Origin of the sequence: Nitrosomonas sp. (genome assembly GCF_024282095.1) — a bacterium.
GTDB lineage: Bacteria > Pseudomonadota > Gammaproteobacteria > Burkholderiales > Nitrosomonadaceae > Nitrosomonas.
This window is the reverse complement of record NZ_JAMWZS010000021.1, coordinates 33,012-46,966: the sequence shown is the minus strand read 5'-3', so window position 1 is coordinate 46,966 and position 13,955 is coordinate 33,012. Positions and strand designations below refer to the sequence as shown.

The window sequence follows — 13,955 nt, the reverse complement described above, 5'->3', positions numbered from 1 at the left end:
CTTTGGCAATATTTGCTTCCGTCTCCGGTTGTTCACGCAGCAGCGTTTTATAAAACTGGCACGCATACATCGCACCCAGCGTGTACGAAGGAAAATACCCAAACGCCCCGCCGCTCCAATGCGAATCCTGCAACACACCGAGCGTGTCGGTCGGCGGCTTGATTCCCAAGTATTTCTGCATCGATTCATTCCAGATGTGCGGCAAATCATCAACCTGCATCGAACCGTCAAACAGACCTTTCTCGATTTCATAGCGCAGGATGATATGCAGCGGATAAGTCACTTCATCCGCCTCCACGCGGATAAAATCCGCCTTGCAGGTATTGATCGCGCGATAAAACGAATCCACCGTAGCGGATTGCAGATTCTCCGGAAACGCCGCGCGTATGGTATCGAAATAGTGCGCACAAAAAGGTTTGCTCTGCGCGATCATGCGTTCCCAGAATAACGACTGGGATTCATGTATGCCCATCGTCAACGATTCCGACGCCGGCAAATCGCCCAACTCATGCGGTCGCCCCTGCTCATAGAGCGCATGGCCGGTTTCATGAATCACCGAATACAGTGATTCGATAAAATTGCTGTCCTTATAGCGTGTGGTGATGCGCACATCGGTCGGATGGCTGCCGCCGCAAAACGGATGCACCGACACATCGATGCGCCCCTGTTCAAAATTGAAACCCATATCCCGGCTGATTTTGCGCGCCAACGCTTCCTGTTTATCCAATGCAAACCGGCCTTGCAGAAACGACGTGTCCGGTTGATAGGAATGGTCTTGAATGGCATGAATCACTGTTTATCCAATGCAAACCGGCCTTGCAGAAACGACGTGTCCGGTTGATAGGAATGGTCTTGAATGGCATGAATCAGCGGTATCAATTCCTGCTTCAGGCGCTCGAATATCGGCGTAATCATGGTCATCGTGGTGCCGCGCTCAAACAAATCGATGTTCGCATCATAAGGCGCCATTTCGGGGGAAACGCACTGCGCCCATTCCGTCTTCAATTGCAGAAAACATTTCAGCACCGGCGCAAAATCGGCAAACTTATTGTCTTGGCGCGCCATTACCCAAACACCATGCCCGCGCGAACCCAGTTCCGCCAACTCCTGCACCAATCGTTTCGGCACCTTGGTTTCCAATTCATAGCTGCGCTGCGCTTCACGGATATTGCAGCGCTCCGCTTCGCCCAACGCGGCAAGATCCTGCGCGTTTAACTCATTCAGGCAATCTCCCAGCGCAGGATCCGTCATGCGCTCATAAATAACCCCGGCCAGCGCTGAAATTTGCTTGGCACGCGCATCACTCGCACCCGCCGGCATCATCACTTCCTGATCCCAACCCAACGTGCTCATAACGCCGCCCAAATGGGCGATTTCTTCCAGTTTGTGAACTAAATTCTCATAATGTTGATTCATAGTCATCTCGCTTAATCTTACAATGCCGAACATTGCGCTTAATTCACCCGACCGCAAGGGATAGCGCGAAAATCCCAAGCCCAGTATCATAACAACTTTACCACCAATCATTCACACTGCCATGCTCTGGATAAAATCACTGCACATCATTTTCATGGTCACCTGGTTCGCGGGACTATTCTACCTGCCGCGTTTGTTTGTTTATCACGCTATGTGCGAAGATCAACCCGGCAAGGAACGCTTCAAAATCATGGAGCGCAAGCTGTATTATGGCATCATGACCCCCGGCGCGGTGCTGACCGTGGTTTTCGGCGTATGGTTGTGGCTGGGTTACGGCTTCTCCGGCAGTTGGCTGCATGCCAAGTTGGCTCTGGTATTACTATTGATCATTTACCATTATTACTGCGGAAAATTTGTCACCGCATTCAAAACCGACAGCAACACGCATGGTCACGTGTTTTACCGCTGGTTCAATGAATTTCCGGTGCTGGTTCTGTTTGCGGTGGTGATATTGGTGGTGGTTAAGCCGGATTTAGTTGCGGTGATTTCTGAGCTTTAAGATTCCTCACGTACGTTCGGAATGACAGCTTTGTCATTTCGACCGGAGGGAGAAATCTACTACTTATTGTTAACTATCTTGCGTAATAGAAACCTCAATCTTGCAACCAAGCACCGAAGCAAATTTCTCTAAAGTCGATAGTTTGATATCTTCCGCATGGTTTTCAATTCTCGAAATGGCTGATTTTTTGGTATTGAGTTTCTCCGCAATCTGCTCTTGCGTTAGCCCGGAAGCTTCTCTGGCTTGCCGAAGCAGCACGCCTATTTTAAAAGCCTGATAGCCTTCTTCATAATTCTCATTAAATGCAGCATCAACCGCCTTCCGCTTGCTGATATATTTTTTTAAGTCACTCACAATTTTGTACCTTGCTCAATTGATTGTTTTAGTGACATAGCTTCTTTATGAAGCTCCTCACGCTCCCATCGCTCGAAATTTTCTACTTTCAAGCGATTAAATCCTTCAGGATTACGTTCACAATGGTAGTGATGATGGCGCATTCTTGTTTCTTCAGATTCTTTCTCAATCTCAAATTCTGATTTTGGCCATTTACCCATAAGTCTAAGAGAATTTTCTATCGCTTTCCAAAGACTATATATTAGCACTACGACACCCAACCAATCACTCCACCACTCCAATATCGCGATGCCAGCTGGCACAACTACAGCCCAAATGAATACAATCCACCATCCAAATTGCCAATGCTTTGCCTTTTGTTGAGCTTCGTCTCTGAGTTGCTGCTTCGTTTTAAATGGAATTTCAGAATATATCTTTTTTAAATAAGATGCATCAAGCGCATCAGAAGGTAGTTCCTCATCCGAAAATAGGCGCCACTCACGAACAGTTTTGTGCGTTTGTCTATCGATAAATCCAATTAAGTGATCACATCCCCGAATTTCCTTCAATATTATATGATCACCTTTGTCGTCAAAGGCAGATATCATTATCGGAATAGGATAGCGCTCTAACCAAATCACCGACTCAGCTTCCATCGACTCAGCAATCTCTTCTAATTTTTTCTCCTTACTGAGAATAACAAGCTGCAAGGTTGAAAATTTATAATCATGAACTGGAGGACGATACTCAACGAAGTACCATCCCCTATCTTCTTTCATTGATTGAAAAAAAAGATGATTGTTATCACTCTCTTCTGTACGCATAAGGATAACTAACTAAAATTTAATAGACCGCAAAGAAACTTAAATATTTGAATAAATCTAATCATCCACAACCACCTGCCCCGGAAACAGCACATCGGTAAACCCGAACTGCCTAAAATCCTTGATCCGCATCGGATACAGAATCCCCTGCAAATGATCGCATTCGTGCTGCACCACGCGCGCATGAAAGCCGCTGACCATACGGTCGATCGCTGTGCCATATTGATCCATACCTTGATAGCGCAAGTGCGCATAGCGCGGCACTACACCCCGCATTCCGGGTACGCTTAGGCAGCCTTCCCAACCATCTTCCATTTCATCGGATAACGGTGTCAACTCAGGGTTAAGCAAAACCGTAAAAGGCACCTCGTCGGCATCGGGATAGCGTTGATTCTTGTCAAAGCCGAAAATCACCACTTGCAAGCTCACGCCAATCTGCGGTGCCGCCAGGCCTGCGCCATTCAGCGACGCCATGGTATCGTGCATATCCTGGATTAACGCGTGCAGTTCGGGGGTATCGAATCGATCGACTTTTTCAGCGACTTGCAGCAATACGGGATCGCCCATTTTAAGTACCGGTCTAATGGCCATGGCAGCTCACCACATGTTCCAATATGTTTCTGACGCGCACCATCGCTTGTTCCAGCACCGCATAAATCTCCTTGAGCGGTATGCCATTCACGTTAGCGCCGCGGCCGGCGGCATAATTGGCAATCACGGCAATGGTGGCGTAATTCAATTCCAATTCCCTGGCCAGTGCGGCTTCCGGCATGCCGGTCATGCCCACCATATCCGCGCCATCGCGTTCCAGCCGATTGATTTCAGCGGCCGTTTCGAGCCTGGGTCCTTGTGTCGCGGCATAAATGCCGCCATCGATAATTGCTTCATGTGCATTGTTAGCGCCTTGCAGTAACAGCGCACGGGTTTGTTGACTGTACGGCAAGGTAAAATCAATATGCGTCACGCGTTCTTCCGTGCTATCAAAATAGGTGAAGCTACGTCCGTAGGTGTAATCGATGATCTGATCGGGAACCACCAGTCGGCCCGGCGCCAAATCGGATCGAATACCCCCCACCGAGGCCACGGCGATGACATGGGACGGTTTCAGCGAATGCAATGCCCATAAATTCGCGCGGTAATTGATGGCGTGCGGCGGAATCGTATGACCGTGCCCATGCCGCGCCAGAAAAACGATGTCCTGATCTCCGATTTTACCAAACGTCAATGGGCCGGAAGGCTCACCATACGGTGTGCGTATGATCTGCCGGTGTGATATTTCCAGGCAGGGCAATTGCGTCATGCCACTGCCGCCAATGATTGCAAGCATTATTCCTCCATTGCCAGGTTTAATCTTTCACTGCATAAATGGCGGGCAAATTCCGCCAGGCGCCGTGGATATCCATGCCAAAACCGAACACATAGCGATCCGGCACGGTCAATCCAACAAAATCAGCTTTGAATGGCTTGGGTTTGCCCGTTTCTTTTTCTGCAAGAACCGCACTATAAAATGCTTTCGCACCCTTTTCCAATACTTTGTCTCGAATGGTGGCCAGCGTAATGCCTTCATCCAGAATGTCATCCAGCACCAAGACAACGCGATCCTGCATATTTTCTTTCGGTTCCGCCTGCCAGTGAACTTCACCCCCCGTCATTTTCTTGTCATAGCGCGTCAAGTGCAGATAATCAAAATCCAGTGGAAACCGCAGTTGCGGCAGCAATTGCCCGGTAAACACCACCGCTCCGCCCATCACACATAAAACCAATGGATACTGTTGCGATAATTCCCGCGTGATATCCGCCGCCAAACGATGTACCGTTCGCGTTACCACTTGCTCTGAATGGATTAGTTCGGCGGTATCTAAGATTTGCTGCACTTGTTGTTGAGTCATCATAATATTTTATTGCAGTAATTCCAGTAACCCTGCTTCGTCAAGCACAGGGATGCCCAAACTCAGCGCCTTGTCGTATTTACTACCCGGATCGGCACCCACGACGGCATAATCCGTTTTCTTGGACACGCTGCCGCTGACTTTGCCGCCCAACGCCTCGATTTTTTCTTTGGCTTCTTCGCGGCTCATATTGGGCAATGTTCCCGTCAGCACGAATGTCTTGCCACTTAAAGGCACTGTTGCGCCGATTAATGCGGGCTTTCCGTCGTGCTCATCCCAATGCACACCGCTTGCACGAAGCTGTTCAATCACTTCGCAGTTATGCTGCTCCGCGAAAAAATCCACAATGCTTTGTGCAACCACCGGGCCGATATCAGGAATTTGCTGTAAGCGCTCGCTATCCGCTGCGATCAATCGATCCAGACTGCCCAAATGCGCTGCCAGATCCTTGGCGGTCGCTTCGCCGACATTGCGGATGCCCAGCGCATAGATAAATCGTGCCAAGGTAGTCTGCTTGCTGTTTTCAATCGCTCGCCAAATGTTATTGGCCGATTTGTCCGCCATGCGTTCCAGATTCGCCAGCGCGGCTACGCCCAATCGATACAGATCCGCCGGTGTACGTACAATCGCTTGATCCACCATTTGATTGACCAGTTTGTCTCCCAATCCTTCAATATCCATCGCGCGGCGCGACGCAAAATGCAGAATCGCCTGTTTGCGTTGCGCCGGACAGAACAATCCGCCCGTACAACGTGATTTCGCCTCTTCCGGAAGCCGCACGGCCTTGGCGCCACACACCGGACAGTGCGACGGCATCACAAAAACTCGCGCGTCAACCGGACGCTTTTCCAGAATGACCGATACCACTTCCGGAATCACATCACCGGCACGGCGCACAATCACGGTATCACCGATATGCACATCTTTGCGTTCGATTTCATCCGCGTTGTGCAAGGTGGCGTTGGTCACCGTCACGCCACCGACAAATACCGGTTTTAAACGCGCAACCGGCGTCAACGCACCGGTCCTGCCGACCTGCACATCAATATCCAACAATTGCGTAACCGCTTCCTGCGCCGGAAATTTATGCGCGACCGCAAACCGTGGCGCGCGCGCCACAAACCCCAATTGCTCCTGCTGCAACAATGAGTTGACTTTATACACCACGCCGTCAATATCGTACGGCAGGTGCTCGCGCTGGACACCGATTGCCTGATAATAGGCCAGCAATTCCTGTAACCCTTTGACCACTTGGCATTCTTTCGCAACGGGGAAATGTAGCGATGCAAGATACGCCATTACCTGGCTATGCGTATCCTGCGGCAAATTTGCATCGCGATTTTCACCAACACCATAGGCAAAAAAAGTCAGGCGCCGGGCTGCGGTGATACTGGGATCGAGCTGGCGTAACGATCCTGCCGCAGCATTACGCGGATTGGCAAATTCTTTTTCGCCTTTGGCCAGTTGACGCTGATTCAAACTTAAAAAATCAGCTTTCAGCATCAGCACCTCACCCCTGATTTCCAGCAATGGCGGTGGATTTTTTACCGGTAGCGATAGCGGAATCGATTTAATCGTTTTTAAATTTAACGTGATATCCTCGCCGGTATAGCCATCGCCACGCGTCGCACCGGTTTTAAGCATACCATCTTCGTAGCACAAACTGACGGCAAGGCCGTCAAACTTTGGCTCCACCGCATACTCTACAGAATTGACCGATAAACCCTCACAGACGCGCCGGTCAAACGCTGCCACTTCCGCTGCATCAAACGCATTGCTCAACGACAGCATCGGTACATGATGGGTGATTTGCGCGAAAGCTTTGAGTGGCGCGGCACCGACGCGTTGCGTCGGCGAATCCACGGTAATCAGTTGCGGATAATCCTGCTCGATCTGCTGCAATTCACGCAACAACCAATCATATTCCGCATCAGGAATGGCTGGATTGTCCAATACATAATACCGGTAATTATGCAATTCGATCTCAGTCCGCAAGTCCTGCACATACTGTTTTATTTTCTCAATGTTTTCATTCATACTTCGTCATTTGCTGCTATCACACTTTCACTGACTATCGATATAGGAAATATCCGACTTATGCCAAAAATGATATTGTTACCCGACGGATAGCTTACTGCATATTTAACTGTTCCAACAAAATCCATGATGAAGGTTTGTAAAGCGTGATTCTGTTATTTCTAAAAAATCCTTTATACTGAATAAAAGCCCGCAAACCAACTTTCAGACATCAGCATGTCTTAAGATATTCTTTTATGAGCGACAATACATTAAAAATCCGCATCCAAATTCAGCAACCGCAACAAGCCATAGAACAGACCTACCCCGATTTGCCTGAACCAGAAATCGTCTATGAATACTCGTTGGATTGGAAAAAAATCAGTGCTGCCATTCTGTTGCTGCTATCCATTCTTGCTTTGATCGGTTATTTAGTATTGGGTACCGATAAAACCCAATCCTCTGTAAGTGGAGAAGCTGTAGCAGCGACTGACCAGACGACTACCTTGCAAGAAAACAAAATTCCGCTGGAAAAAGTTGTACCGGAATCTGCGGTAACAGATCAATCCGTCAAAACCGAACTCAGTCAATCACCCGCTGAGCAGAATAATTCTGCGGATATCACTCAACCTAAGGACAGGATTCAACCTGAAAAAACAATGAATCCGGCCGGCCCAACTGCTGTACCGGTAGTCAAATCGAAACCTGAGCCCATAATCCATAAACCGGTTGCAATCCCTCGCAATAAACCGGAATCTACGAAATCAATATTACCATCAGAATCCCAAAATACATCGGATCATCCCCAAGTACTGCGAGCGCAATTGAGCCATGACGTCAAAGCGCGTGAACCGGTGGATGTCATTGATTCCGTGCAATTGCGGCAGGGTGAATCCCAACCGATTTACTTTTATTTACACTTAAAGAATTTGCAAGGTAAGCGCGTCGGCATTTTGTGGTATCGCAACAATAAACTGGACTCGCAATTATTTCTGGATATTCGCCTCGACAACTGGCGCACCCAGGCAAGCAAGCAATTGGATCATCAAAGACTGGGTGCATGGCGTGTTGAATTGGTGGATGAATCCGGCAGCCGATTAGCAACGCGGAGCTTCACTGTCACCGAACGCTGAAACGCATTCAGGAAATTTAAGGATTCCGTATGAAATACTGCAGTAACTGTAGCGCCACGGTCGAATTACTGATACCCGCAGGCGATTCCCTGCCACGATACGTATGCACCACATGCCATGTCATCCATTATCAAAACCCCAAGATGGTTGTAGGCTGCATTCCCGAGTGGGAGGACAAGGTTTTGTTGTGCCGCCGCGCCATAGAACCGCGCCTGGGTTGGTGGACTTTACCCGCCGGTTTTATGGAAAATAATGAAACACTAGCACAGGCTGCTGCGCGTGAAACGCTGGAAGAAGCCAATGCGAGGGTGGAAATCGGCGACCTGTATGCGATTTACAGCCTTCCCCATATCAGCCAGGTGTATTTTCTATTCCGCGCACGACTGCTTGATCTTGACTTCAGTCCGGGCATTGAAAGCTTGGAAGTCAAACTGATGTCCGAGCAAGAAATCCCTTGGGAAGAAATGGCGTTTCGAGTCATTCATGATCCCTTAAAGCAGTACTTTAAAGAACGCAATCAAGGTAAACTGGGTTTTCACATGGGCGTGATTGATCGACCGTCAAGCAATACTTGATGAGTATTCATAGGGATGTCCATATAAAAAAACGATGTTTTTAGATTCTCCTAGGGCAGGATATAATGATTATTTTTTACAAACCTTCTATGAAGCATTTATTTTTATCATTGCTATTGTGCTTCGCTGTATCTTCGGCATTTGCCCAACAGCAAGGTATATCCATAGCAGCTAAAGCGTATATGCTTTCGGATTTCCAGACGGGACAGCCGTTAGCAAGCCAAAATGAACATGAGCGCATAGAACCGGCCTCTCTCACCAAGCTGATGACAGCTTATGTCGTATTTTCAGCGTTAAAGCAAAATCACCTGACATTGAATCAAGTAGTGCCGGTATCTCAAACCGCCTGGAAAATGATTGGCTCACGCATGTTTATCGAACCTAATAAACAGGTTACCATCGACGAATTGATTCGAGGCATGATCGTGCAATCCGGAAATGATGCGTGTATCGCTTTGGCAGAAGCAGTTTCCGGCTCGGAAGCCAGTTTTGCAGATATCATGAATAAAGAAGCCGGGCGTTTGGGAATGAAAAACACGCATTTCACCAACTCCACCGGATTACCCGATCCCAATCACTACACCACGGCATATGATCTCACGGTATTGGCAACTGCCATCATCCGGGATTTTCCTGAATTTTACCCACTGTATTCACAAAAAGAATATACCTATAACAATATTACACAACCCAACAGAAACCGCCTGTTATGGCTGGACCCGCATGTCGACGGCATGAAAACAGGGTGGACTCAGAATGCAGGGTATTGCCTGATTACATCGGCGATTCGCGACAAAAGACGCTTGATATCGGTGGTCATCGGTGCTAAATCCGCCAATGCGCGGAGTGTCGAAAGCCAGCGATTACTCAATTACGGCTTCCAGTTTTACGATACGCTGCATTTATACAAGAAGAATGACCCGTTGACTACGATCCATTTGTGGAAAGGCGCTCAAAATGAATTGAAAGCCGGATTTGACCGTGATGTTTATTTTACGCTGCCCAAAGGCCAGTCTGACAAACTCAAAGCCACCATGGAATATAAGCAACCGCTGATTGCACCTGTTCAGCTTGGTCAGGAAGTCGGCACGGTCAAATTCACACTGGATGACAAAGTGATCGAAACCTATCCATTAGTTGCCTTAGAAAACGTTGAAATAGCAAATATCTTCGGCCGTACATGGGATAGTGTAAAATTACTCTTTAACTAAAAATCCGGATTTCGCCACAACGTTTTGTTACTCGCTGTGTTTAGAATCTTGAATTTTTGGAATATCCTAATTCTATTCAAACTATCAAAAGGGCTCGCATGATATATCTGAACGGTAAATTTATGCCCATTGAAGAAGCATACATTCCTGTTCTGGATCGTGGCTTTATTTTTGGTGACGGTGTGTATGAAGTGATTCCCGCTTATTCACGCAAACCATTCCGCCTCACCAATCACCTCGATCGGCTGCAGCACAGCCTGGATGGAATTCGCCTGAAAAATCCGTTCAGTAATGAAGCATGGCAGAATTTACTGGAGCAAATCATCGCCAAAAACGCAGGCGAAGATCAGTATCTTTATCTGCACATCACGCGCGGCGTGGCAAAACGGGATCACGCTTTTCCCGCTAATGTCCCCCCCACTGTCTTTATCATGAGCAATCCGTTATTGCCGCCACCCGCAGAACTGCTGATCAGCGGCGCAGCTGCCATTACCGCCATGGATAATCGCTGGATACGCTGCGACGTCAAAGCCATATCACTATTGCCCAATGTGCTGCTGCGTCAATTGGCAGTGGATGTGCAGGCGCTTGAGACCATCCTGATTCGGGATGGATTTCTCACGGAAGGCGCGGCCAGCAACATGTTTGTGGTCAAAAACAAAGTGCTGTTGGCGCCGCCGAAGAGCCATCTGATGTTACCTGGGATCACGTATGATGTCGTTCTGGAACTGGCGGCAGCCAATCAAATCCCGCATGAAATCAGAGAAATCTCAGAAGCGGAAGTACGCACAGCCGATGAAATCCTGCTGACATCGTCCACCAAGGAAATCATGCCGATCACATCGCTGGACAACAACCCCGTAGGCAATGGAAAACCAGGCGCCATGTTTACTCAGCTGCATGCGCTGTATCAGCAATATAAAGCCACAGACATGCGTGGCCGCCCTTCGGATGCTGCAAGTCGCTAAGAATCGCCTGGGATATTTGAACTTAAGCAGTTTTCAATTTTGCACATGACAGAGCAGCCTTCTTTAATTGAGTACCCCTGTGATTTTCCCATCAAAATTATGGGAAAAGCGCAGCAGGACTTCACTCAAACCGCGCTGGCCATCGTCAAATATCACGCTCCTGACTTCGACACCGCAACCATGTCGGTCAGGGCCAGCAAAAACGGCACTTATTTAAGTATCACCTGCACCATTCGCGCCACTTCCCGGCCACAACTGGATGCACTCTATCAGGCACTATCGGATCATCCCATGGTCGCCGTGGTATTGTAATCGGTCATGCTGCAAAATTATTCCTCAGCACCGGACGGATATCAGCACTTCATCGTCAGAACACTCGGATTGTCCGATTACCAAACAACCTGGCAGGCTATGAAAGATTTTACCCATGCACGCACAGCGGAAACTTGCGACGAAATTTGGTTATTACAGCACTTCCCCGTGTTTACTCAAGGCATTGCGGGAAAACCGGAACATTTGTTGCACAACCATGGCATTGATTTGATTAAAACAGACCGGGGCGGCCAGATCACTTATCATGGGCCAGGGCAAGTCATCGCTTATTTACTATTGGATATACGTCGCTTGAAGTTTGGCGTGCGGGAATTGGTCAGAAGTATGGAAAACGCCGTGATAGACTTGCTAAAATCCTATCGTATTCATGCAATTGGCCGCATTGAAGCGCCCGGGGTCTATGTCGATAATGCGAAAATTGCGGCACTGGGACTCAAAATCAAAAAGAATTATTGCTACCACGGCATCGCACTCAATGTGGATATGGATTTAACGCCTTTCTCCTATATCAACCCGTGCGGTTATCAAGGCTTACGAGTCACACAAACCAAAGATTTGGGGATCACCGACGGATTGGAAATTTTAAGCAGTAAACTTGCCGATCAATTACAAGAAAAACTTCTCAAAGGAATATCAACTTACCATCATGACCACTGATACTCGCCAAAAAGGCGCCGACAAAACGGCACGCAATCCCGTAAAAATCACCCCGCAGTCACGTAGCGATCTACTGCGTAAACCCTCATGGATTCGCGTTCGCTCGTCCAACAGTGAGCAGTATTACGAGGTCAAACGGCTATTACGGGAGCATAAACTGCACACCGTCTGCGAAGAAGCTTCCTGCCCCAACATTGGCGAATGTTTTGGTAAAGGTACCGCCACATTCATGATTCTGGGTGATCTATGTACCCGCCGCTGCCCGTTCTGCGACGTTGCACATGGCAGACCCAAACCACCGGATGCCGACGAACCGCTGCATCTGGCGCAATCAATTGCGGCCATGAAGTTGAAGTACGTCGTGATTACCAGCGTTGATCGCGACGATCTGCGCGATGGTGGCGCGCAACACTTTACCGATTGTATCCGTGAAATACGCACGCACTCGCCACACACAAAAATCGAAACGCTGGTGCCGGACTTCAGAGGCCGCCTGGAAGTTGCGTTGGAAAAGCTCGCCGCTTGCCCGCCGGATGTCCTGAACCATAATCTGGAAACTGTACCGAGATTGTACAAACAATGCCGTCCAGGGGCTGATTATGCGAATTCGCTGAAACTTCTGAAAGACTTTAAAGCGGATTTTCCTCACATTCCGACTAAATCAGGACTCATGCTTGGATTAGGTGAAACCGATGAAGAAATTATGGCGGTATTGCGTGATTTGCGTGAACACAATGTGGAAATGCTGACCATTGGTCAATATTTACAACCCAGTATCGGTCATTTGCCGGTCATGCGTTATGTCACACCCGAAGGTTTCAAAGTGTTTGAGCAAGCAGCGTTGGCGATGGGTTTCAGTCATGCTGCCTGCGGACCGATGGTACGCTCCAGCTATCATGCAGACCAGCAGGCCCATGAATCCGGTTTGTTATAACAGCGATGCTGATTACTCAGCAAATCACATCGTTATCAATGGATAATCTCAAAATCATGCGTTATTTTAACTGTCTCTTTGAGCATGATTGATGCCGAGCAATATTTCTCAGATGACAGATTAATCGCACGCTCAACCTGTTGCGGATTCAAGTTGTTGCCAGTAATGATGAAATGCAGGTGAATGTGCGTAAACACCTTTGGATCAACGGGTGCGCGTTCGGCTTCAATCTCTACAACACAATCCGTAATATCCTGGCGGCTTTTTTTCAAAATCAGTACCACATCAAACGTGGTACAACCGCCCAGCCCCATCAACAGCATTTCCATCGGGCGTGGCCCGAGATTCTGTCCGCCCGCCTCCGGCGCACCATCCATCAATACCGAATGACCGCTGCCTGATTCAGCTAAAAAACTGACATTGCCTTTCCACTTGATTCGAGTTTTCATCTCACCCCCGGCGGGTACAAAAATAAAAATAATTATCCAAATAAAAAGCCGACGTTATTACGCGTCGGCTTTTCTGTAACCTAAATGACTTACTTCAGTGTCAGAATAAAATCTGCTAATACTTTAGCATTTTCTGGGCTAACAGCAGCATTAGGTGGCATTGGAATTGGACCCCAAACACCATTGCTTCCCTTCAGGATTTTGTCTGCCAAATACGCAGAAGCATCAGCTTGACCTGCATATTTAGCGGCGATTTCTTTCAGCGCTGGACCGACCAACTTGGTTTCAACAGCATGGCAATTCAAACAGCCACTATTTTTTGCCAGATCTGCATTTGCTTGTGCAACACCAGCCAATAATAAGGCTGACGCAGCAACGGCTCCTATTAACACTCTTTTCATATTTTTTTCCTTATTAAAATTATAAAAGGGTTTTCATTCTACCCTGAACTTTACATATGTGCATCAAATCCTGCAGATTTGTTATTTCCGGCATGCAACCTGTTGCCGTGCATACCCAAGCGCCTACAGAACCCGCTGCTGCCTCTGATGAAGCGGCTTTGCTAAGACTTGATGGTAAATTAATTAGTTCCGGTACAAGCGTTAAAATAAGCAGGTACGGGTACTGACGCTGCAACGTGTTCTGCCAATGAAACACC

17 protein-coding genes and 1 pseudogene are annotated in these 13,955 nt (G+C 48.1%); 8 read left to right on the top strand and 10 right to left on the bottom strand.

Annotated elements, in window-relative coordinates:
• Nucleotides 1-793 (bottom strand): annotated as a pseudogene (locus Q0K92_RS07830) (carboxypeptidase M32); the annotation flags it as partial.
• Nucleotides 790-1,416: a hypothetical protein gene (locus tag Q0K92_RS07825; protein WP_297325251.1), complete on the bottom strand. Its 627-nt coding sequence runs from the start codon at nt 1,414-1,416 to the stop codon at nt 790-792. The gene Q0K92_RS07825 and the pseudogene Q0K92_RS07830, both read right to left, overlap by 4 nt.
• A 121-nt stretch (nt 1,417-1,537) precedes the next feature.
• Here Q0K92_RS07825 and hemJ point away from each other — a divergent pair, with 121 nt between their 5' ends.
• Nucleotides 1,538-1,975 carry a protoporphyrinogen oxidase HemJ gene (hemJ, locus tag Q0K92_RS07820; protein WP_297325250.1) on the top strand — a complete coding sequence of 146 codons (438 nt, stop codon included), beginning with the start codon at nt 1,538-1,540 and terminating at the stop codon, nt 1,973-1,975.
• 69 nt (nt 1,976-2,044) lie between these two features.
• On the opposite strand, the gene Q0K92_RS07815 is transcribed toward hemJ, so the two are convergent.
• The 6 genes from Q0K92_RS07815 to ligA are packed head-to-tail and all read right to left on the bottom strand — an operon-like array spanning nt 2,045 to nt 7,058.
• A complete protein-coding gene (locus Q0K92_RS07815) occupies nt 2,045-2,329 on the bottom strand; it encodes a helix-turn-helix transcriptional regulator (RefSeq protein WP_297325249.1) in 285 nt (94 codons plus the stop codon).
• Complete coding sequence (locus Q0K92_RS07810; RefSeq protein ID WP_297325248.1) at nt 2,326-3,132, bottom strand: hypothetical protein; 807 nt, start codon at nt 3,130-3,132, stop codon at nt 2,326-2,328. Before Q0K92_RS07810 ends, Q0K92_RS07815 begins: the two co-directional genes overlap by 4 nt.
• A 57-nt stretch (nt 3,133-3,189) precedes the next feature.
• Nucleotides 3,190-3,723 carry a peptide deformylase gene (def, locus tag Q0K92_RS07805; protein ID WP_297325247.1) on the bottom strand — a complete coding sequence of 178 codons (534 nt, stop codon included), beginning with the start codon at nt 3,721-3,723 and terminating at the stop codon, nt 3,190-3,192.
• Nucleotides 3,713-4,459, bottom strand: coding sequence for an S-methyl-5'-thioinosine phosphorylase (locus tag Q0K92_RS07800; protein WP_297325246.1), 747 nt, complete (start codon nt 4,457-4,459; stop codon nt 3,713-3,715). Before Q0K92_RS07800 ends, def begins: the two co-directional genes overlap by 11 nt.
• A 19-nt stretch (nt 4,460-4,478) precedes the next feature.
• Complete coding sequence (locus Q0K92_RS07795; RefSeq protein ID WP_297325245.1) at nt 4,479-5,024, bottom strand: hypoxanthine-guanine phosphoribosyltransferase; 546 nt, start codon at nt 5,022-5,024, stop codon at nt 4,479-4,481.
• A gap of 6 nt (nt 5,025-5,030) precedes the next feature.
• On the bottom strand, nt 5,031-7,058 hold the full coding sequence (gene ligA / locus Q0K92_RS07790; RefSeq protein WP_297325244.1) for an NAD-dependent DNA ligase LigA: 2,028 nt from the start codon (nt 7,056-7,058) through the stop codon (nt 5,031-5,033).
• A gap of 236 nt (nt 7,059-7,294) precedes the next feature.
• On the opposite strand from ligA, the gene Q0K92_RS07785 reads away from it, so the two are divergent.
• From Q0K92_RS07785 to lipA, 7 genes are all read left to right on the top strand, one after another.
• Entirely contained in the window at nt 7,295-8,170 is an 876-nt protein-coding gene (locus tag Q0K92_RS07785; RefSeq protein ID WP_297325243.1) for a DUF2914 domain-containing protein, read from the top strand.
• Nucleotides 8,171-8,199: 29 nt separating this feature from the next.
• Entirely contained in the window at nt 8,200-8,745 is a 546-nt protein-coding gene (locus tag Q0K92_RS07780; RefSeq protein WP_297325242.1) for an NUDIX hydrolase, read from the top strand.
• 89 nt (nt 8,746-8,834) lie between these two features.
• The gene (locus Q0K92_RS07775; RefSeq protein WP_297325241.1) at nt 8,835-9,956 is read left to right on the top strand and encodes a D-alanyl-D-alanine carboxypeptidase family protein; all 1,122 of its coding nucleotides are present in this window, start codon (nt 8,835-8,837) and stop codon (nt 9,954-9,956) included.
• A 98-nt stretch (nt 9,957-10,054) separates the two neighbouring features.
• Nucleotides 10,055-10,924 carry a D-amino acid aminotransferase gene (locus tag Q0K92_RS07770; RefSeq protein WP_297325240.1) on the top strand — a complete coding sequence of 290 codons (870 nt, stop codon included), beginning with the start codon at nt 10,055-10,057 and terminating at the stop codon, nt 10,922-10,924.
• A 45-nt stretch (nt 10,925-10,969) separates the two neighbouring features.
• Nucleotides 10,970-11,236, top strand: coding sequence for a DUF493 domain-containing protein (locus Q0K92_RS07765; RefSeq protein WP_297325252.1), 267 nt, complete (start codon nt 10,970-10,972; stop codon nt 11,234-11,236).
• A 6-nt stretch (nt 11,237-11,242) separates the two neighbouring features.
• Nucleotides 11,243-11,914 carry a lipoyl(octanoyl) transferase LipB gene (gene lipB, locus Q0K92_RS07760; protein ID WP_297325239.1) on the top strand — a complete coding sequence of 224 codons (672 nt, stop codon included), beginning with the start codon at nt 11,243-11,245 and terminating at the stop codon, nt 11,912-11,914.
• Complete coding sequence (gene lipA / locus Q0K92_RS07755; RefSeq protein ID WP_297325238.1) at nt 11,904-12,848, top strand: lipoyl synthase; 945 nt, start codon at nt 11,904-11,906, stop codon at nt 12,846-12,848. Before lipB ends, lipA begins: the two co-directional genes overlap by 11 nt.
• Before the next feature lie 35 nt (nt 12,849-12,883).
• Here the strand turns inward: lipA and Q0K92_RS07750 are convergent, their stop codons facing one another.
• The gene (locus Q0K92_RS07750) at nt 12,884-13,297 is read right to left on the bottom strand and encodes an OsmC family protein (RefSeq protein WP_297325237.1); all 414 of its coding nucleotides are present in this window, start codon (nt 13,295-13,297) and stop codon (nt 12,884-12,886) included.
• Between the two features lie 89 nt (nt 13,298-13,386).
• Nucleotides 13,387-13,698 (bottom strand): c-type cytochrome, encoded by a 312-nt coding sequence (locus Q0K92_RS07745; protein WP_297325236.1) that lies wholly within the window; start codon nt 13,696-13,698, stop codon nt 13,387-13,389.
• Between the last annotated feature and the right edge of the window lie 257 nt (nt 13,699-13,955).

Bases quoted from the DNA above. Each gene is read 5' to 3' on its own strand.
- Q0K92_RS07750 (WP_297325237.1), bottom strand. From the start codon at position 13,297: ATGAAAACTCGAATCAAGTGGAAAGGCAATGTCAGTTTTTTAGCTGAA.
- Q0K92_RS07780 (WP_297325242.1), top strand. From the start codon at position 8,200: ATGAAATACTGCAGTAACTGTAGCGCCACGGTCGAATTACTGATACCC.
- Q0K92_RS07765 (WP_297325252.1), top strand. From the start codon at position 10,970: ATGACAGAGCAGCCTTCTTTAATTGAGTACCCCTGTGATTTTCCCATC.
- hemJ (WP_297325250.1), top strand. From the start codon at position 1,538: ATGCTCTGGATAAAATCACTGCACATCATTTTCATGGTCACCTGGTTC.
- lipA (WP_297325238.1), top strand. From the start codon at position 11,904: ATGACCACTGATACTCGCCAAAAAGGCGCCGACAAAACGGCACGCAAT.
- Q0K92_RS07745 (WP_297325236.1), bottom strand. From the start codon at position 13,698: ATGAAAAGAGTGTTAATAGGAGCCGTTGCTGCGTCAGCCTTATTATTG.
- Q0K92_RS07800 (WP_297325246.1), bottom strand. From the start codon at position 4,459: ATGCTTGCAATCATTGGCGGCAGTGGCATGACGCAATTGCCCTGCCTG.
- ligA (WP_297325244.1), bottom strand. From the start codon at position 7,058: ATGAATGAAAACATTGAGAAAATAAAACAGTATGTGCAGGACTTGCGG.
- Q0K92_RS07785 (WP_297325243.1), top strand. From the start codon at position 7,295: ATGAGCGACAATACATTAAAAATCCGCATCCAAATTCAGCAACCGCAA.
- Q0K92_RS07810 (WP_297325248.1), bottom strand. From the start codon at position 3,132: ATGCGTACAGAAGAGAGTGATAACAATCATCTTTTTTTTCAATCAATG.
- Q0K92_RS07825 (WP_297325251.1), bottom strand. From the start codon at position 1,416: ATGAATCAACATTATGAGAATTTAGTTCACAAACTGGAAGAAATCGCC.
- def (WP_297325247.1), bottom strand. From the start codon at position 3,723: ATGGCCATTAGACCGGTACTTAAAATGGGCGATCCCGTATTGCTGCAA.
- Q0K92_RS07770 (WP_297325240.1), top strand. From the start codon at position 10,055: ATGATATATCTGAACGGTAAATTTATGCCCATTGAAGAAGCATACATT.
- Q0K92_RS07775 (WP_297325241.1), top strand. From the start codon at position 8,835: ATGAAGCATTTATTTTTATCATTGCTATTGTGCTTCGCTGTATCTTCG.
- lipB (WP_297325239.1), top strand. From the start codon at position 11,243: ATGCTGCAAAATTATTCCTCAGCACCGGACGGATATCAGCACTTCATC.
- Q0K92_RS07795 (WP_297325245.1), bottom strand. From the start codon at position 5,024: ATGATGACTCAACAACAAGTGCAGCAAATCTTAGATACCGCCGAACTA.